Raw genomic sequence first — 18,604 nt, 5'->3', positions numbered from 1 at the left:
ACCTGACTTATGCCGCGCTTTCTCCGAGGTTGTCATTAAGCACCACGGCTAACTCGATTAGCGCCAAGTTCCTTTCACTGGGGTAAAGCTATGCAAATAAAATACCAACCTAAGTAAGGGAAGGTGCGAGCAAGTCCCATGTGTGCTCTGCGTCGGCTTACGGGCTTGGATGCAAGGCGTGGTTCGCAGCAAATGGCCTTAGTCCTTTGCAAGAAGCACAACACAGCAGACAGGTCTGTAAGCTACGCCCTTCGGGGCTTTCACAGCAACCGGCTTTCTGCGTTATCCGACTTTGACAGGCCCCAGCATGCCTTCAGTCAGATGCCTTGAACGCCAATTGCTGTGCAAGCCAGAGTGCCACGAGGACTTATTCGCACCTTCCTCAGGCCTGCAGACCAAGTACAAACAGATGACACCGGCGAACAAACCCGGTTGCCTGGCAGCTTATTACAGGCTTTTACGAAGATGTTTAAGGGGCTTATCTACGCCTTTTCATTTCCCACACCTTCATTTGCCCCTTCAATTTATCCACTGGCGGGCAATGGGAACTTATATTCTCTGTTCCCTTATCGGCAAACTCTTGCCGCGCTTTAGTCATGGTCGCAAACTGCGCTGCATCAGCTGTGAATGGATGGCGCTGGCATAAAATTTGAATAGCAAGCGATACCAGTTTAAGTGGCGGCAAAATTCCGTCACCCTGACTCTTATTTTGAGGAACCGTCTTATGAGATTGCGCCCTTTGCTCTTGCTGCCGCTGCTAGGCATCAGCCTGAACGCCATGGCAGAGTGGACCGAGGCCCGAGGTGAAGCCAAAATAATCAATGGCAATCTGACCCAGGCACGGGAAGCGGCAATGGACAACGCCATCAACATGGCCTTGCTCTCCCGTGGCGGCAGTTTCCAATCAACCCAGAGTGTCAGCCAGGGGCGCTTGACCCAAAACGATTTCAGCCTCTCCAGCCAGGCGCAGATAAGCAGTGTCGAACTGGTCAGCGAAATGCGCCAGGGAGACAAGCTCAAGGTGGTTATGCGGCTCGATATTCTCGACGGCCCGGATAACAAGTGCCAAAGCTCAGCCATCAAGGCCGCTATCCTGGTGCCACAGGCCAGCATTAAGGACAGAAGCCAACTGCGTTATGGTCAGTTGGAAAATTTCCAGCGAAGCCTGTCCGAGCGGATAGCGGCAACGCTGGATAAGCAATCTTCCACCAGTTTTGCCCACCTGCATGCCAAAGAGCGGCTGGATATCAAAGAAGAGCTTATCAATATCCGGGGTTACCGTTTGCCGACCTGGATAAGTGAAATTACCGACAGCCAGTATCTGTTGCTGCCGCAAATCATAGATATCTCCACCGAACCGGCCGAGTCCGGCTTTATGGGCCTGTGGGACAGCGAGCCTCAGCGACTGTTTCAGCTGCAGCTCAGCCTCTATCATGGGATCAGCGGCGAGCAGATCTGGTATCAGAACTACAGCATTTCCGCGCCCTGGGAGTTTGCCAAAAATGAATCCGTCGCCCCCAACAGCGACAGATTCTGGCGTGCCAGTTATGGGCAGGCCATAGATAAGGTGCTGGCCAATGCCAGTAAAGATATCGATATGGCACTGGCCTGCAGACCGCTGCTGGCACAGATAGTCGTGCGTCAACAAGATAGAGTGATACTCAACCTTGGGCGACGCAACGGCATCCGCGTGGGCGATCAGTTCCAAATCGTGCTGCAACAAAACCTGCCCGACCGCATGAACCAGATGCGCGCCGTGGCCGGAGAAACCCGGGCAAAAATCACCATAGATCAAGTCACGGAGGAAAGTGCCATCGCAGTGCTCAGCGGTGAAAATGCCGCCCTCAACATTCAGGTGAATGACATCGCGATTAAGATTTAAGCAATTAAATCCAAAGCCTTTTCATCCGGGTGAAAACCAGTATAATCACTGGCGTCTCCCTATAGCTCAACAGGATAGAGCAGTCGCCTCCTAAGCGACCGATCGGGGTTCGAGTCCCTGTGGGGAGACCAGTCACTTCTGCTTGTGACTGCTTGCACAAGTTTCAAGCTTTTCTTTCAGTTCCTCTTTTTCTGCCGATTCAGGCGCTTCAAATTAATGATTTTGTTCTCTGATAGTTTTCTTTTGGGAAAACGTTGAGTTGGTGATGTGGCCATCGTGGCTTTAAAGCCCAAAGTAACCAACCAACTTGGATTTAGCTCTCGCTAAGCAATGACCCTTCACCTGCGGTGCGGATGGACAGGAAGCTCGAATGCAGTGAAGGATAGGACGTCCGAGAACGGTCCTTTTCGCACAGGCGCTCCTGTGACATGGCGAGTGTTGCGCAGCAACATGCTTTCGAGCGCGAGTCAGGGATGTCGAGCTGGCTCGTTGTACATGGATGCATTTGCTCCACGACTTTACGCCGCTGGTACAGCGGCTATCATGGCTTTAAGCCAGAACTCACCAATAAACTTGCGCTTAGCTGCCAGTTCACCATCACCTGCGGCGCGAATGGGCACGCCGTGAAGGACAGGACGTCCGAGAACAGTCCTTTTCGCACAGGCGATCCTGTGACTCGCTGCAAGTACATCCTTGTAAGCTCTGCCTCGGCATCCATGCCTCGGAAGGTCACAGTTCCGCCTGTGCCTGGGAATTAGGTGTATATCTTTAGCAACTCAGTTGTGCTTCGGGTATTCCGGCAGTCAAAACCAGCCGCTACGGCGATGAAGCCCTAACCCGCCTTCGAGGCATTGTCAGCTTTGGGGTTGAAGTCATCACCCGAGTGCTTACATGGGTGCTTTCTCAGGCAGACTGCACAGACCGCTTTTCCTTGGAGAGCAGTCAATAAGTGTACAGACCATATCAAAACCAAAAATCAGCCGTGACACAAAGCATTTGAAAGTCGGATGAAAGACGGTAATATCCTTAAATAATTAGAGGAAAGCCAAGCTTTTACATGCAAGCAGCTACTTAAGGATGAGTCATGGATCCGCTGTCGCAACTGTTCGCCGCCTATCTGGAGATGGTGAGCAATAACATCACTAACGCCTACATTGATGCGGCAAACACCAATGTCACAGCCCAAACACTCACCTACAAGGGCACCGATATTCGATTCCAGCACTTTCTCTGGCAGGTAAAGCAAGAAAGTGTCTGTGCCGACCTAAAGCAGCAAGCAACGTCCTATTCCAAGTGCTCGCTGCAAGCGAAAGCCATGTTCACAGATTTGTGCAATCAGCTATCCAGCATGAAAAACCTGAACTCAAAGGGCCGCAGCTTATCGCGGATGTATTGCAGTGCATCCCTTAATTACAGACCCGTGATAGCCAAAATAGGCGAACCGACCCCAAAGACTGGAAGATCATTTCTTTTCAATCCAAAGACAGGCGCCGCAGGCGAACCCGTACGGCAAACAGAGCAGCAGGTTAAAGAGAAAGAATGTAATCAGCTCATACTAAAAGCGATGAAGGACAGCAGCCCTGAATTGGCTAAACGCCGAGATAAAATCTGCGCTGAGGCAAAGTAACTGAAAAGTACCGTGTGGCACAGTACGAGTCGGACAAGAAGCCTGAAGACCCGTTTGTTGAGCAAACGCAACTTTTTGTAAGAAAGAGCAAATGTCCTAGAGACGATCGAAAAGAGCTGTGATACGTTCGAGCTAAGTGGAACACTTGTTCCATACAATCATACCCTTAGGGGGCGGCAGGAATGCTGGAATCCGAAATCCATGGGCGGTAGCGTGTCCGAAGAACAAGAGACAGAACAGTTTCTGTCACTTAGCTAGAGCCGAAGGGCCTCTGGCTCGCCACGCGGCAAAAATGTCGGGAACATTTTTGAACAGCTTCAGCTGTCCCGAAGGGTGAAGCACAGGATGTGCGGAATAATCGGAAGCGTGTCCGAAGGACAAACAGCCCACGCCGCAGTCAAATAAACAACCTGCTGTTGGTACTTTTTGCTTCGCCGATACATAAATCACCTCCTTCCTTAGAAGGTAGGCCAAGCTTGCAAGGTCTCACTATTAAAATGTTAGATTTCACTAGGTACTTAAATAGAGAACGGGTAAATGGGAAAGAGAATAGCCTTACTTATTGGCGTATCCAAATATGATAATGAAGCCAACCTTCCGCCATGTAAAAAGGATATACAGGTAGTTTCAAAAATCATCGCTGGATCAGGCTGCTATGATGACTGCCTTACGTTGGACGGTAATGAAAAGAGCACAACATTGAAAGCTGAAGTTGCTTCATATATTAGGAAGCACCAAGATGACGCTATAGATGAGATATTCTTTTACTACACGGGGCATGGATCAAGTACGCCAGATGACTTCCTCTATTTGTTTTCAGATTTTAGCTCTTCAAAAATTGAGCAAACATCGCTAAGAAATAGTGAGTTTGATTCCATGCTAAAGTCCTTAAGTCCAAAGCAGACTATTAAAGTGGTTGACGCGTGCCAAGCAGGGACGGAATACATTAAGTCTGATAAAGATCTACGATCAATTTTTGAGAAGTCATCATCTGAATCATTCAAAAAAACATACTTTTTGTTTTCTTCGTCAAGCAATCAATCCTCTGTTGCTCTAGAAGACTTCAGCGTCTTCACAAAGAGTTTTGCAATGTCTTTGCTCAACTATGAGGGGGAAGACATCAGATACAGAGATATAATGGACTATATTTCTGACGATGTTAGCGTTAAGAAATATCAAACACCACTCTTTATTCAGCAGGCTGATAATACTGAAATCTTTTGCACGGTATCAAATGAGCTTGCAGATTCATTGAGAGATAGCCTGAAAACTAATACTCGTACAGAAACACCTGAATTAGCTGTAGGTGAAGTGGATGAAGGGCCTAAAGCTAGTGGAAATGAAAAACTTATTCGTCTGATCCAAGAGAAAAGCAAAAGCTATTGTAATTCTGAGCAAGCTCAGGAGTCACTGGAAGTATATTTTAATGAATTTAATTCATACCAATGGAGCGAAATAATTACTTCATTGTTTGAGGTAGAGATCAATACTCAGCAAGATTACACTGGGATTACTGGTCTAAAAGGAATTGGAAAATGGATACAGGATAGCAAGGAAAAGTATTTTGCATCGGAAACTTATACTCAAGAAGGGTACGAAGCAAAAGAAAAAGTAGTGTCCGAAGATCGTTTTGGTTTTAACAAAACTACGGAATACAGACCAGTAACAAAATATAGAGATGTTATTGATGGATTCCGATTAACAGCCCCATCGCCGCAGCATTCAGTCGTTATTATTTTCAAACCCAAGGAAGAAGTTTTAAACTGGTACAGACTATTTTTTACACATGCCTTTTCAAAGTCGAAGCTTACAGTCTTTTCTAAGTATGAGGCTGAGACAGAAAAGAGCTGGGATAAAAGAGGCACTCAAAATCAAAACGAATGGAAGATACTTCATTGTGGCTTTAAAGAACATGAAGCCATTAGGCGGCTAGTTCAATCGTCGTTGAAAGACATTGAAAATAACATTATTGACCTAATTAAAAGCAAGTTCGGTGTTGATGAAATCTAACAAGGCATTGCAGCGGATAAACCGCTGAATGCGGCATTAAGACTAACCGATACCTTAGAGAAAATTATGACACTAGAAGAAACACAAATAAAAAAAGAATGTTTTGATAAAAAATTTTACAGTTTTGGTACTGTCAAAATTTTTGAAAAAAGAGTATCTAAATATGGTTTTTGGCTCAAAAGTATAACATTTCTAGGGTTAGTACTCCCTCTTGCATTAGGTACATTTGTTGCTGCATTTTCATCCGAACAAGAAATTTTGAAAAACATATTGCTACCAATTTGCGGCATTTTAACTATAACCCAAGCAATTTTATCTTTATTGTCGCTGTCATTTAAATGGGATGATAATTATTCATATGCGATTGGCGCAGTAAAAAACAACACCAGACTAACTAATGATTTTGAACAATTAAGTAGTGAAAACATAACAAAAATAAAAAGAGACATATCTAGATTAAGAGATGAATATACAAGACAAGAGATTGAAGATAACACTCAAAATATAACTGACAAGGAAAAACGCTTCGCGATGAGATTATCTTTGTTTCAGTATAAATGCACATGTAAAACATGTAATACAATTCCACAATCCTTGACAGCCAGTGATTGTGATACCTGTGGCAACTTTTAGGAGTAAAAATGGATAACAAAATTAAGCATGTTTTGAATGGTTTTAAGGGTCTTGATTTATCTCAGAAAAAAGAATTCTTTGAAATCATAAAAGATTTCGAAAAATACCCACACACAACAGATGGTAAAATTAAAGAATCGATAGGCTTAGAGCATTTCAATGAAAGTGTTACTGTTAACAAGTCTACGGTCAATTTTGGCCCAACTCCGGGTGGTTGCCCTTGTTGTGGTAGAAGTTAGTCTTAACAAAAACTTGGTGTGGGACCGCTTCGCGGCCCCACAAGTAAAAGTTAAATTCTCCTCATCAACTCTCGCCGCTCTTCCGGCGAGAGTTCCCCTATCTCTCTGATAAGCCGCTCTACCCTGCTTTCCTGCTCTGCTGGCTGCACGACTTGACCAGCTTCAGCCCCCAACCCCATTAAGGCCGCCGTGGTGCTCCCAAGCTCCCGCCTGACCTGCTCAATATCCAAATGGGCATAGGTGCTTGCGGTTATGCTGATGTCACTGTGGCCCAGCAGATTACTGGTGGTTTGCCCGTGGTTTCAACATCAGCCGCCAGCATCACGCTCCAACTAGTGATCGACCGACGCAGATCATGAATGGTGACACTTTTGCCCTTGCCTTTGCCTGCAGTCCCGCTCTTTAAGTTATCCGGTCCTAGAAGCTGCCCTGACTGGATTTTTCGGTCACACCACCTGTAAGGCTGTTATCTGCATAAACATCATTTCAGTATTACTGGCCTATATCTATCCCATTGATTGTACAGGGCCTTCAACTCTTGTAAAATCCGGTAGCAAGCTTGAGTGCAGGCTACTTTTGTGGTCACTGGAAGAAAAATCGGTAAATGGAATTAGTCAGCTCTTCGCATTGCGCGGCATCTTATGCTGCGCCTCAATCCGTAATTGTCGATGCCATATTCGGTACACTTTTCGATGCACTTTACCGGGCATCTTGCAATCCATCTCGTTCCACACCTTCCGGCGCACTATCGACAGCGAATCAGGCCAAATCCAGGGCTTATGTCCCCCTAAGCCCAAGTTAATCAGAACGATAAAATCAGAACGATAAAACTACAGCGTTAGGCATCTGCAGCGGCCAACAGGCTAATAACCATACCCTACAATAAGTTGCTTATATTATGTCCCAATTTACAGAATCCCTCCCCGACTACTTTAATGCTGTTAAAAACAGTGACGGCTTTCCTGAAAAGTTCATCAACGACCTTTTCTTGATTGGCAAATGCAGTGCCGATACCGACTGCGTGAAAGAGATCCGTCAACTGCTGAAACAGCATGCGAGCCAGGATATTCAGAATGCCTTCAAGTGCCGCAAGAAACTGATTAAAGGCGAGAAAGAGCCTGATATGAGAGATGTCTTCTGTGTCCTTTGCGAATATGCCAGCCTATCGGCCGAGCTGGATGTCGATTACCTCTATGCCAGGCTGGGACATACCATCATAGATATTCGAGCCGGTCAGTCACTGGAGGCACTCTGCGAGCGCCCCGAGCTGTTGGCGCGTTTCCCCTCGGTGACTTTTCTGGCCATCGAAGAAGTGCCCTTTTGTGGACAACAGTTGCCGGAAAGTATCGGTAACCTGCCACTGCTTGAAAAGCTCAACATTGAAGGCGATTACAAGACACTGCCCAAGAGCATTGAAAAGCTAAAGAAACTGCAAGAGTTTAAAATTGACTCAGTGCCGCTGGAAAGTCTGGATCTTGATTTTCGCCAACTGACAAACCTCAGCAGCCTAACCTGGTACTATACCCCTATCTGCGGCGCCGAGCTGTTTGATTTACCGGCCGGATTGACCAAGATTGATCTGGGCCGAATCCCTGATTTACAGCGCCTTGGCACTAATCTGGATAAGCTGCCACAGCTGCAACACTTGAAAATCTCATGCTGTCCCCAACTTGCATCTATTGATGAGCAACTGACCTTAGCCAACCTCAATAATCTGACACTATGGAAGAACCCGTTATTGAGTTCAATCCATGCCAATACGGTGCTTGGCAATCAAAAAACATCTTTCACTAATGGCATAGATATCCGCTTTGCCCCAAAGGTATATGAAGATATAACCCGACTTAAGATCCAAGAAAAGAAACTGCTGGCATTGGTCTGTGAGCATGCTGCATGTTTTCCTAATCTCAAAGAGTTGCACCTGGGTTACACCAGAGACTTAACCGGCATTCACTTCCCTTTTGGGGCGTTTTCGCAACTGGAGAGCATCTGGGGGGCTGATTTCGTCGACGACGGCTTCTGGGATGAACTACCTCTATGTCAAAGCCTTAAAAATCTTAGTTTTAATTCGACCAACTCGGAAACCATCCCTGAGTCGTTTAAAGAGATAGCGGCGCTGGACAGCCTCAGCATAATAAACGGCCAAAAACTCACCATAGATGCGTCATTGTTGCCACGAAACATCAAAAAGTTGGAAATCGACCGCTGTCATCGCCTTATTGCCCCAACCGAGAGACTAACCCTGGATGAACTCATTCTAAGCCATTGCCCGGTGGACAACGAACGGCAGCTGTTCAGCAATATTTCTACAGCTGTGATGAAATACTACCCTGACGATGACACGCCGGACACGGGGGAAGAGCTGTCTCAATACCTGCCTCAGCCAGAGCGACTCTCCTCCTTCACCACTAGACTGGCGACAGCTAAAATCGCCGATCTATTAATGCATTGTCACAATCTAGCGTCGCTCAATATTGACCCGGCTCAAGTTGAGACTGAGCGTGAGGATGGGGACGCAGACCAAAGGGAGACTTTACCTGGTTTGAATTGCCCCGCCGTTACCCAGTTGACCTCGCTGGAGCTGCACAATACAGACGTCGTTACTCTTGGCCCATTGTTAACGAATAGCCCCAAGCTTGAGACAGTTAAACTCAACAAATTCGACGATTTCCCTGCCAATGTTTCGCTGCCACGGCTGAAAACCCTGTTGATTTCACGCAGTGATCTTAAAACCCTGGCCTCACTCGATGCGCCGGCATTGGAAACATTGAAACTGGCCCTGTGTTATGAGTTTAGTCTGGAGGCCACCAAGGCCCTGGTGAAATATACCCACTTGCATCACCTTAAACTGATGGGAATGCACAAGAGCCTGGATCATTTCCCCATGGAGCTTAAAGCACTACCGTTAAAGCGGCTTTCTCTGAGAGGCGGCGATATCAAGGTTATCCCTGATTTTATCGGTGAGTTTACCGAGTTGGATACCTTATCTCTGGAGGACTTTGTCACTGAGTCTCTGCCCGAATCCATGTTGGCGCTTGAGAAGCTGGAACGCTTGAGTATCGATTGCTGCAAATTCCTTAAACCTATCCCTCCCAGCTTCAGAAAGCTCAAGCTGAAAGTCCTTTGCTACACCATAAGCAAATTCAGCGGTTTCAACATGAACCCCAAGCTGTATCAAAACTTGCTGACCCCGAATTACACCGAGCAGACCAAGTATCTCGACGATTAAGTTATTAGGTCGATTCAACAGAGTCGCTCAGCGCCCCAGTAAGACTTAAACTCGAAAAAGGTTTACAAACTGGAACGCGATTTGCTGCACTGAAGCGCCATGGAGTCATCAAAGCCATTTTTTTGACAAGCGGGTTGCCAGGTGAGTAAAGCGCAAAAGATTGCAGCCGGTAAACGCCTGTCGGCACTCGAAGGCCTGCGTATTGAGCCGCCAGATGCTGTGTTATGTGCCCTAATAGGCAGATTGAGGGGAAATCCCATTTGGCCAGGGCCATTAAGCTTCCAGCTTCTTGGCATACAACAGGGTGCTTACCGCTCTAAAATGAGTCGGGTATTTGAAGCTATGCTCTCTGATACAGATTAAGACTTTGGCAAATGCTAAGTACCAAGGTACTGTATTATTTAAACTTTAGAGTCAAAATCCTATCGTCTGCCAGGCGGGGGGACAATCTGGGTTTTAACACAGCCCATCTTCAACGAGGAAACCTCCATGACAGAGCTGTTTGCAGCCAATTTGCAAATCATCCAGTCCAGATGGCCACTGGCGGGGGCGATACTCAAACAACAAACGCCCGGCAGCCTGGATGCGGCCTTGGTGACAGGGCAAAATCAGACCATCAGTGTCGATGGCATTCAGCTCAGCAGCCGTCACAACCGTTTGGCAGAAGCCAGACTGTATATTGATACCCTGCCAGCCGGCGCGACCGAGGTCAGTCTTTATGGCGTAGGAATGGGCGATGTACCCAGCGTATTGTTGGATAATCCCGCCATCAGCAAACTAACCGTGAACATTCTCAACCCGGCCATTTTCGCTCTGGTACTCAGCTACACAGATCAATCAGAGTGGTTGAGCCATCCGGCCGTCACTCTGGAGTTGCAGCCGGGACAACTTAAAGTGACCCAACCTTATATCGCTCTGATAGCCGACCTTGAACTCTGCAGTGATGAAAATGCCAGGCTCAGGGATCTCTTGGTGCTCGAGCAAAATCTTCCTTATATCAACCGCCGCCATCAGGCGACCGACCCTGCAATAATCAAGCGCCTGCAGAACAATCGCCCTTTTCTGCTGCATGACCCAGATGTGATTGAGCTTAAGCGGCAGGTTCACAGTCATAAGGCCCTGGTCATAGGCGCCGGGCCTTCGCTGGAAGAACATTACGATTACCTGGCCAAGTTGCAAACGCAGGGGCAAAGGCCGCTGATTATCTGCGCCGACACCGCCATGAAGGGCTTGCTGCACCACAATATCCGCCCCGACATAGTGGTTTGCATCGACGGACTTATCGGTGAATACCACCTGCCTTTGGCACTCAGCGAAGGAATAGCACTGGCTTATTATCCCAGAGTCGCCCCCGAGATCCTCAATGGTTGGAGAGGCCCCAGGTTTAACGCCTATGGCAATAGTCCACTTTATGATGCACTGGGCAAAGAGATACCCAAGACTCGCCTTTATACCAATGGCAGCGTGATCCACCCGGCGATAGATCTGGCAGTACTACTGGGCGGACGGGAAATTACCCTGCTGGGCTGCGACTTTTGCTATTGCCACAATAAGAGCCACGCCTTTTGGGATGACTTTGCCAAGACCTCTCAGGACGAGATGACCCAAACTTGGGTAAAATGCACCACCCAAAAAGTGCAAAATGCCAGCCACTGGGTACTGGATGGCCATGGTCAAAGGGTGGCAACCGATCTCAACCTCAGGGCTTACCTGCGAAACTTGGAAACCTACATAGCCAAGCGGCCTCATGTCAGGTTTTATCAAACCAGCCTCTCAGGCGCCCGAATTAAAGGTTGCCAATACAAGGAGTTGAAACCATGATCCAAGATTCATTGGCACAACAGCTGCTCGACACGGCCATCGCGTTCAGGCTTGGCAAAGAAGCAGAGGCCTCCGGGCGGCTGAAAGATTGCATAGAGCAGATGCAAGCACGACTGGAACAGCAACAGCTGCCAAACGAAGCGTTGCAACTGGTGCCCGGCATGTTGGCCTCGCAACAACGCCATGACTGGCTGGGGCTGGCCGACACCCTGGAATATGAACTCGTGCCTTTATTGGCCTAAGCACTCAGGAATAATCTTTCAGTGCCGATAAAGCACTTGAATCACCCAAGCGGAAAAAACTGATGAAACATACGCTTTTTATTGCCGAAGTCTCCAGCAATCATCACAGGGATCTGGAACGCTGTTTTGATTTTATCGCGTCTGCGGCGGCCATCGGCTGTGATGCCGTCAAGTTTCAGCTCTTTAAAATTGATCAGTTGTTCGCCCCCGAGATCCTCGAAAAGAGCGAAATGCACAGAAAGCGCAAGGATTGGGAACTGCCGGTCAGTTTTCTGCCACAGTTGAAACGCTGCTGCGATAGCCACGGCATTGCGTTTTCCTGCACGCCTTTTTATCTCGATGCCGTCAAAGAGCTTGAACCCTATGTCGATTTCTACAAAATCGCCTCTTACGAACTGCTGTGGGATGAACTGCTGATAGCCTGTGCCAAGACAGGAAAACCCGTGGTCATTTCTGCCGGAATGGCCAACTTCGACGAAGTTGATCACGCTATCTCTGTGTTGAAAGACTCAGGTTGCCGCGATATCACCCTGCTGCACTGCGTATCGGCCTACCCGACGCCTAAATCCGACTGCAACCTGGCGGTAATTGGCGCTTTTCGCGAGCGCTATGGGGTTAAAGTGGGTTGGTCTGATCACAGCGTATCAGCGGCGGTGATTCGCCGCGCCGTTGGCCGCTGGCAGGCCGATTGCGTGGAATTTCATATCGACCTGGATGAACAGGGCGCCGAATACGCCGCAGGGCACTGCTGGCTACCCCAGCAGATGCAGCCGGTGATCGCCGAATGCCGCGAAGCCGAGCTTATCGACGGTCAGAGCGACAAATTGCTGGCCCCCAGCGAAGCGCCGGATCGCGACTGGCGTGCCGACCCCAGCGATGGTTTGCGGCCGCTGAAGCATATGCGGCAAAGCTATCAAGGCAATTGATAAAAAACGGGGGGCATAAGCCCCCTGTCTATTCATGCCAAGTCGCGTTTCAGCATGCCGTTATAAAACGGATCTGCTCATAAACCCAAGTAACCCTCTGTTCCAGCTCTTGCATATTATCGGCCACGACAATAAACACCCCGGCGCGATCAGCATGACTGGTAACAGGTTTAATCTGCTCTCCTGGCTTGACAAAAAACTCCAGCTTTTTGACAAAGTCTTGTTTGCTAACTTCAGCAACACCTTCAATGGCCAACAATTTTCCAGGCTCAGGAAAGAAGTATCGATTGGCAACCATCTGGTTAACCCTGGGAGTTAACGCCTCGAAGTCAGGTTTCTGCCCCAAGGCGATTTCCAGTGCCGTTTTGACATAGTTGATCCCCAGCCCGAGTGGTACCAGACTCTCGGAAAAATCTCCCCCGCTGAGGCGGGTGGCCACTTCTATCACCTTGGGACCATTCTGGGTATAGACGATATCGCCTTTAATCACCCCGGATGTTACACCCAAGGCATCAGCAACCTGATCTATCAAAGTCTCAACTTTGTTCCTTTGGCTTTGCGACAATCGGCTGGGTTGCCAACCGCCATTTTCAATGATGTAGGGCGAGAACCTCTGCAGCATTTCGTAATTGCGGTCCACAAACCCGGGAGTAACGCTTTTTCCCTGATAAAACAAAGTTTCGGTGCTGATTTGTGGACCCGGCAAATACTCCTCAACCATGACTTGACCGCTAAAGGATTCATTGACCGAACGCTCATAGAGCATCTCGATATCCATTCCCTCTTTAAGAAGGAAAACCCCTCTCGCACCCGAGCGGTCAACCGGCTTAATGATCAGCGGAAGGCCACGTTCAGCAATCACTTCCAATAGCTGTTTCAGGCTATCTACGGCGCTGAACCAGGGGATAGGCAATCCATGAGCAGCGAAACACTGCTTCATTTTCAATTTATCTGTTGCTATCTCTGCCGCCTGCAAGGGAATACAGGGCAAAGACAGATGTTCAGCCAGGGCCGACACATATTGGGAAATATCACTGCCCATCACGGCGACACCGTGGACAGGATAGGTCAACCCATCCACAAATTGCTTTAACGCCGGCAAGTCTCTGGTACTGACAACCGCATATTCATCGGCCAACGCAAAGCCGGGGGAGCTGGGATTGCCATCCACAACAACGACCTTGAGCCCCATGCTCTTGGCGGTTTTGATTGCATACAGCTGATCTGCACTGCCGCCGAGCAACAAGATAGTTTTGCGCTCAGTTATCAAGAATGGCTCCTCCACTCACCGCCAGGATCTGACCGGTCATATACTGTTGCTCGTCCGAAGCGAGCATAATGCAAGCGCTGGCAATATCTTCAATCCGCCCGGCCTTTTTCAACAGCGTCATATCCAACACCCTGGCACCTGCCGGAGAGTCAATTTCATCTGCAGTTTGATCTGTTCTAACCAAACCTGGCGCTACGGCATTCACCAGGATATTGTGCTCGGCGCCGTACCGGGCCAGGATTTTGGTCAGGCTATTCAGTCCGGCCTTGGATACCGCGTAATGCACGGTTTTAGGCCCGTGATACTGTCCGGCCACCGAGGAGATATTGATGATGCGGCCACCACCGTTTGCCTTCATCAGGGGAAAGATTTCCTGGCAACAGATAAAAGGCCCTTTGAGGTTGGTTCCCAAAATAAGATCCCAGGCCTCATCTGTGACTTCTTCAAACCAGCCCCTTTGATTAATACCGGCATTGTTGACCAGGATATCTACCCGACCGAAAACCTTTTTGCTCTCTTCAAGCATCGCCTTGATATCATCACGCTGCGAAACATCGGCCTTGACCTTCAATACCTTGCGGCCCATAGCCTGGATCTGTTCCGCAACAGAATTGGCGGCAGCATCATTGGCACGATAATTAAGAATAATATCGGCCCCCTCGCGGGCAAACGCCAGGGCTAGCCCGGCTCCAATGCCTCTGGAGGCTCCGGTTATCAGAGCCACTTTTCCCGCCAATCTACCCATGAGTCGTCTCCAGATACTCAGGCCAGCGTTGCCCAATTTGCTCATAAATTTGTGCCACACTGATCCCTGCTTCCTGGCTGCATTCCTGTTTACTGCCAGGGCGAACAAAGGCATCATTGACCCCGGTACGCAATATTCTGACTCGAATATCTGCATCGCTGAGCGTTTCCAGTACCGCGGTGCCCAGTCCGCCCGCCAGAACACTCTCCTCCAATGTCACTATATCCATGCCCGGCAACAGCAGCTCTTTGAGCCTTGCCTCAGGGAAAGGCTTGATACTCTGAATGCAAATAATGCCGAAGTCTTTACCAGACTGTTGCAGCTTGGATTTCAACTCCCAGGCACTGGCCAGGGTGTTGCCTAAAGCTATCAAATAGCCATCCTGCCCTTCGGCGGCCACCGACAGACCACAAGGCTCCATCTGCCCGATAGCGGGTTCGGTTGCCAAGATGGGTTCATAAGGATGCAGGATCACCATAGGCCCCTTGGGCGCCGCAAGCCTCTGCGCCAGTACCTGCTCCGCTTCAGCAGAGTTGGCCGGATAGATAATCTGCATATTGGGGAAAGAACGCAGATAGGGAATATCATATAGACCATGGTGGGTTGAACCATCGTAACCTGCGAACCCGGCTCTGACCCCCAACACTGTGACCGGCAGGTCCATGTAACAGGCATCGTGCAACAATTGGTCAAATGCTCTTTGCATAAATGTGGTTTGCATGCACACAACCGGCTTTTTCCCTTCCAGGGCCAGGCCACAGGCCATACCCACGGCATGCTGCTCTGCCATCCCCACATCTATGACTCGGTCCGGATAGGTTAAAAATAACTTGTCCAAAGACGATGCATAGGGCGTTGCCGGTGTGATGACCTCAATATCACCATCTTTTTGCATCAAGCTCTCAAGCTTTTCAGCAAGCACTACGGCATAAGTTTTGCCCGCAACGGTAGGCGCAGCCCCCTGCCCTGTGACAGGATCAAACGGCATGGAAAAGTGCAACTTGTATGGATGCCCGGCAGCACATGCCAGACCGCGGCCTTTTTCGGTTTTCAGATGAACGACACAAGGTCGAGCTAATTGCTTGGCGGCCTCAAGAGCTTTCACTACGGCTTCAACATCATGGCCGTCAGCCACAGCGATATACTGATAACCCAAGCCTTCAAAGAAATGCCGCGACTTTTGCTGCCAATCTTTTCCCGTGGTGACGTTTCTCACGCCACCGACCGAGGGAGCTATCGCCATTTCATTATCATTCAGCACCAAAACCAGTTTAAGGTCTTGCGCGCTTCCCGCGAAATTCAATGCTTCAAATGCCATCCCTTCCACAAGGGAGCCATCGCCAATAACCGCAACCGTGGAAGCCGTTTCATCCCGAGAGCGCAGCGCCGAGGCGATACCGCTTGATAATGAGATGGATGTACCGGCATGAGACGCATCTATAGTGTCGTGTTCACTCTCTTCTCTGGCAATAAATCGGCTCATGCCACGATAGGTATTCAAGGAGTCAAAAGCCGGCATTCGGCCGGTCACCAGCTTATGGGTATATCCTTGGTGGCCGGTATCGAATATGATTTTGTCTCTTGGTGAATCAAACACATAGTGAATAGCCAGCGTCATTTCCACCACTGAGAGGTTGGCGCCAATATGCCCACCAGTGGCAGATATTTTCTCGATAAGAAAATGGCGAATAGCGTCAGCCTGAGAGGCCAAGGCAGCTACAGGTAACGCCTTGAGTTCGGTTGGAGAGGTTGCAAACGGTTTGAAGGCATTATTTGCCATAGAAGTTAATCCTCAGCAATTATCGAATAGGATTGATACAGACCAACACAGTGTTTGTGCCGTAAGGATCGGCATTATCGTAGATAATCCCGGCCTTGATCCCTATAACCTTGACGATATGAAAATATTCGCCGACCAGCTTCAGGAGATAGTCCAAGTCATATTCCACCAAGTGACAGGCATTAACGGGAATATGTCCCAGACTATTTTGAGGCGTACTCAACACCAGCATGCCCCCGGGGCGAATAATACGCTTGAGCTCACTGAGACACTCACGTTCAGGTACATGTTCCAGTGTTTCAAAGCTGGTGACCGCATCATAGCTGTTATCCGCAAAAGACATGGCGGTGATATCTTCAACAAAGAAATCCACGTTCTTTTGTGGTGAGTGTGCTTTGGCAAAGGCAACACTTTCCGGATCCAAATCGGCTCCGTGCACTTGCGCCAGACTCTCGGACATCATCCTCACGCCATACCCATCGGCACAGGCGATATCCAATACTTTCATATTGGGTTTCAAATAACGGAGCGCCAGTTCGTAATGAAAGCCCAACCTGTCTCCCGAGGCTATCCGCTTACCATTGACCTCCTGACGGGGGATCTCGTAAATAGCATTGGCCAGACGTCGACATTCAGACAGGTATTCATCCGAATAACTCGGGGTTGAAAGCAGGTACTCAAAACTGAATTCATGCCTGTTGAGGGCAAAATAACATTTGGGATGGACGTGAAACTTGGCATCTTCCGGAGCCTGCAATTGAGTGACAAGTTTTCTCAGCGCGCCGACTCTAAACACTTCGGAACTGAAATGGACCGGGAAATCATCGGGTAACTTAACGCAATCCAACTGACGGCTTTGAGCCAGCGCCAACATTTCCTTGCTGAGATCCGTATCAAAACAGAAGTGGATGCCATCGGCCCTTAAAATGTAATCCTCATCATTGAGATCTTCTGCGGCCGCCAGCATTCGCTTTAGCGGGCTTTCATCATAGCCATAAAATGCAGTTAATCTGGGATCATTCAAGTCACTGACAATCTGATCCAAGGCGCCACTTCGATCAAATTCCGGCGCGGCAAGACGTACCTCATACTCAGGGAAAGCACTCAGGGCACGCTTAACGGTTCTGACAACGGCGATTTCGCCATCAACCAGTCCCATACATATATCGGTTCCCCCGGCCCAAGAGCGGGAGCTGGCCTGAATCAGTACTCTGACCTTATTCATTGTTATCTCCTTGTTTTGTCGCGTCTGACTAGACCTTTCTGGCAAATAAAACTACTTCTCTTCCCAAGCCGGCATTGGCCAAGGCTTGATAGAAGGCCCGTTTACTCGAGTTACGACCTGCTTTATTCAATTGTGTATCGAATCTGATCCGTTTTTGATGACACGCCCGCCCCAACTGGCCGTCATCAACATAGTTGTCTCCCATGAGTAAAAACATATCCATCGGAAATGTGGTTTCTTTCAGGAAGACGTCGAACCCCATCTTTTCAAGTAAGTTACCGAGTGAGTCAAAATCAAAGAAATTCAGATGATGAGGCGGAGCAACCCACCAGGGGCGATATCCCTCAATCTCTCTCAGTGTCTCTTGAAAGGGGTTATAGTCGTTGGGGACAACAACGCATAGCACTCCCCCGGAAACCAAAGACTCCCTCATTAAGGCTAACATTTCGATGGGATTGGGAATGTGTTCCAGCACGGCGTTCGCGTGGATAGCGTTAAACTTACCCAGTTTGGCAGCGCTACTTTCGGTGAAGAAGTCCTCAACAACCTCAGTACCCAAGCTGCGGGCATGTTCACAAGCCCTAACAGAGGGTTCTATGCCGATGGCTGACCAACCGCGTTGCTGGCCGTGTTGGATGAAAAACCCCGGACCGGAACCCACATCCAGTATTCTGCGCTCATTCTCCGGCAAGCAATCTTCCAAAGTATCAAATCTATCAGAATACACTTGCTGCCACCATTGGCTATCTGCGGTACCTTCCTTGATAAACAATGGCTTATCACTGACATAGTATTCGTGCCGGTATACGGTTTCCAGCTCGGCTGCTGTGGGTAGCGGGTGCACATGTTTAAAACCACACACTTGGCAGTCTATGACCTGAAACCCGTCGACCTCATCGAGTAATGGGCCAGAGTGCTTATCACAACCAATTGATACCATGTGCTTTCCTCAATGCAATATGTGTCACTAATCCA

The 18,604-nt window shown here is 48.7% G+C and carries 14 protein-coding genes and 1 tRNA gene; 10 read left to right on the top strand and 5 right to left on the bottom strand.

What is annotated here, in order from left to right:
* Positions 1–724: 724 nt before the first annotated feature.
* The 10 genes from ACWAU4_RS07520 to ACWAU4_RS07475 all read left to right on the top strand — a co-directional run bounded on the left by ACWAU4_RS07520 (position 725) and on the right by ACWAU4_RS07475 (position 12,609).
* A complete protein-coding gene (locus tag ACWAU4_RS07520) occupies positions 725–1,882 on the top strand; it encodes a flagellar assembly protein FlgT (RefSeq protein ID WP_028779114.1) in 1,158 nt (385 codons plus the stop codon).
* A gap of 55 nt (positions 1,883–1,937) precedes the next feature.
* A tRNA-Arg gene (locus ACWAU4_RS07515) sits at positions 1,938–2,013 on the top strand.
* A gap of 953 nt (positions 2,014–2,966) precedes the next feature.
* Positions 2,967–3,509 (top strand): hypothetical protein, encoded by a 543-nt coding sequence (locus ACWAU4_RS07510; protein ID WP_159352295.1) that lies wholly within the window; start codon positions 2,967–2,969, stop codon positions 3,507–3,509.
* A 537-nt stretch (positions 3,510–4,046) separates the two neighbouring features.
* Positions 4,047–5,519, top strand: a complete 1,473-nt coding sequence (locus tag ACWAU4_RS07505; protein WP_144132489.1) for a caspase family protein — start codon at positions 4,047–4,049, stop codon at positions 5,517–5,519.
* 66 nt (positions 5,520–5,585) lie between these two features.
* A complete protein-coding gene (locus ACWAU4_RS07500) occupies positions 5,586–6,152 on the top strand; it encodes a mobilome CxxCx(11)CxxC protein (RefSeq protein WP_144132487.1) in 567 nt (188 codons plus the stop codon).
* Positions 6,153–6,160: 8 nt separating this feature from the next.
* Positions 6,161–6,391 (top strand): hypothetical protein, encoded by a 231-nt coding sequence (locus ACWAU4_RS07495; protein WP_144132485.1) that lies wholly within the window; start codon positions 6,161–6,163, stop codon positions 6,389–6,391.
* 898 nt (positions 6,392–7,289) lie between these two features.
* Positions 7,290–9,620: a leucine-rich repeat domain-containing protein gene (locus ACWAU4_RS07490; RefSeq protein ID WP_454290518.1), complete on the top strand. Its 2,331-nt coding sequence runs from the start codon at positions 7,290–7,292 to the stop codon at positions 9,618–9,620.
* 489 nt (positions 9,621–10,109) lie between these two features.
* On the top strand, positions 10,110–11,441 hold the full coding sequence (locus tag ACWAU4_RS07485; protein WP_208125691.1) for a motility associated factor glycosyltransferase family protein: 1,332 nt from the start codon (positions 10,110–10,112) through the stop codon (positions 11,439–11,441).
* Positions 11,438–11,683, top strand: a complete 246-nt coding sequence (locus ACWAU4_RS07480) for a hypothetical protein (RefSeq protein WP_208125690.1) — start codon at positions 11,438–11,440, stop codon at positions 11,681–11,683. Before ACWAU4_RS07485 ends, ACWAU4_RS07480 begins: the two co-directional genes overlap by 4 nt.
* 62 nt (positions 11,684–11,745) lie before the next feature.
* Positions 11,746–12,609 (top strand): N-acetylneuraminate synthase family protein, encoded by an 864-nt coding sequence (locus ACWAU4_RS07475; RefSeq protein WP_054744045.1) that lies wholly within the window; start codon positions 11,746–11,748, stop codon positions 12,607–12,609.
* A gap of 49 nt (positions 12,610–12,658) precedes the next feature.
* Here the strand turns inward: ACWAU4_RS07475 and ACWAU4_RS07470 are convergent, their stop codons facing one another.
* The 5 genes from ACWAU4_RS07470 to ACWAU4_RS07450 are packed head-to-tail and all read right to left on the bottom strand — an operon-like array spanning position 12,659 to position 18,569.
* Positions 12,659–13,879 carry an ATP-grasp domain-containing protein gene (locus ACWAU4_RS07470; protein ID WP_243756837.1) on the bottom strand — a complete coding sequence of 407 codons (1,221 nt, stop codon included), beginning with the start codon at positions 13,877–13,879 and terminating at the stop codon, positions 12,659–12,661.
* Entirely contained in the window at positions 13,869–14,624 is a 756-nt protein-coding gene (locus ACWAU4_RS07465) for an SDR family NAD(P)-dependent oxidoreductase (protein ID WP_025009379.1), read from the bottom strand. The genes ACWAU4_RS07470 and ACWAU4_RS07465 overlap by 11 nt, the downstream gene beginning before the upstream one ends.
* Positions 14,617–16,404 (bottom strand): 1-deoxy-D-xylulose-5-phosphate synthase, encoded by a 1,788-nt coding sequence (locus ACWAU4_RS07460; RefSeq protein WP_208125689.1) that lies wholly within the window; start codon positions 16,402–16,404, stop codon positions 14,617–14,619. Before ACWAU4_RS07460 ends, ACWAU4_RS07465 begins: the two co-directional genes overlap by 8 nt.
* Before the next feature lie 19 nt (positions 16,405–16,423).
* Entirely contained in the window at positions 16,424–17,629 is a 1,206-nt protein-coding gene (locus tag ACWAU4_RS07455) for a class I SAM-dependent methyltransferase (protein WP_045282500.1), read from the bottom strand.
* 28 nt (positions 17,630–17,657) lie between these two features.
* On the bottom strand, positions 17,658–18,569 hold the full coding sequence (locus tag ACWAU4_RS07450) for a class I SAM-dependent methyltransferase (RefSeq protein WP_144164698.1): 912 nt from the start codon (positions 18,567–18,569) through the stop codon (positions 17,658–17,660).
* Between the last annotated feature and the right edge of the window lie 35 nt (positions 18,570–18,604).

The sequence above is a fragment of the Shewanella sp. FeAMO genome, assembly GCF_053653955.1.
This window is presented reverse-complemented; position numbering and strand designations above follow the sequence as displayed.

What these genes read in the sequence shown, in the direction of transcription:
- ACWAU4_RS07450 (WP_144164698.1), bottom strand. Translation starts at nt 18,569, where the DNA reads ATGGTATCAATTGGTTGTGATAAGCACTCTGGCCCATTACTCGATGAG.
- ACWAU4_RS07490 (WP_454290518.1), top strand. Translation starts at nt 7,290, where the DNA reads ATGTCCCAATTTACAGAATCCCTCCCCGACTACTTTAATGCTGTTAAA.
- ACWAU4_RS07510 (WP_159352295.1), top strand. Translation starts at nt 2,967, where the DNA reads ATGGATCCGCTGTCGCAACTGTTCGCCGCCTATCTGGAGATGGTGAGC.
- ACWAU4_RS07505 (WP_144132489.1), top strand. Translation starts at nt 4,047, where the DNA reads ATGGGAAAGAGAATAGCCTTACTTATTGGCGTATCCAAATATGATAAT.
- ACWAU4_RS07500 (WP_144132487.1), top strand. Translation starts at nt 5,586, where the DNA reads ATGACACTAGAAGAAACACAAATAAAAAAAGAATGTTTTGATAAAAAA.
- ACWAU4_RS07475 (WP_054744045.1), top strand. Translation starts at nt 11,746, where the DNA reads ATGAAACATACGCTTTTTATTGCCGAAGTCTCCAGCAATCATCACAGG.
- ACWAU4_RS07520 (WP_028779114.1), top strand. Translation starts at nt 725, where the DNA reads ATGAGATTGCGCCCTTTGCTCTTGCTGCCGCTGCTAGGCATCAGCCTG.
- ACWAU4_RS07465 (WP_025009379.1), bottom strand. Translation starts at nt 14,624, where the DNA reads ATGGGTAGATTGGCGGGAAAAGTGGCTCTGATAACCGGAGCCTCCAGA.
- ACWAU4_RS07460 (WP_208125689.1), bottom strand. Translation starts at nt 16,404, where the DNA reads ATGGCAAATAATGCCTTCAAACCGTTTGCAACCTCTCCAACCGAACTC.
- ACWAU4_RS07480 (WP_208125690.1), top strand. Translation starts at nt 11,438, where the DNA reads ATGATCCAAGATTCATTGGCACAACAGCTGCTCGACACGGCCATCGCG.
- ACWAU4_RS07455 (WP_045282500.1), bottom strand. Translation starts at nt 17,629, where the DNA reads ATGAATAAGGTCAGAGTACTGATTCAGGCCAGCTCCCGCTCTTGGGCC.
- ACWAU4_RS07495 (WP_144132485.1), top strand. Translation starts at nt 6,161, where the DNA reads ATGGATAACAAAATTAAGCATGTTTTGAATGGTTTTAAGGGTCTTGAT.
- ACWAU4_RS07485 (WP_208125691.1), top strand. Translation starts at nt 10,110, where the DNA reads ATGACAGAGCTGTTTGCAGCCAATTTGCAAATCATCCAGTCCAGATGG.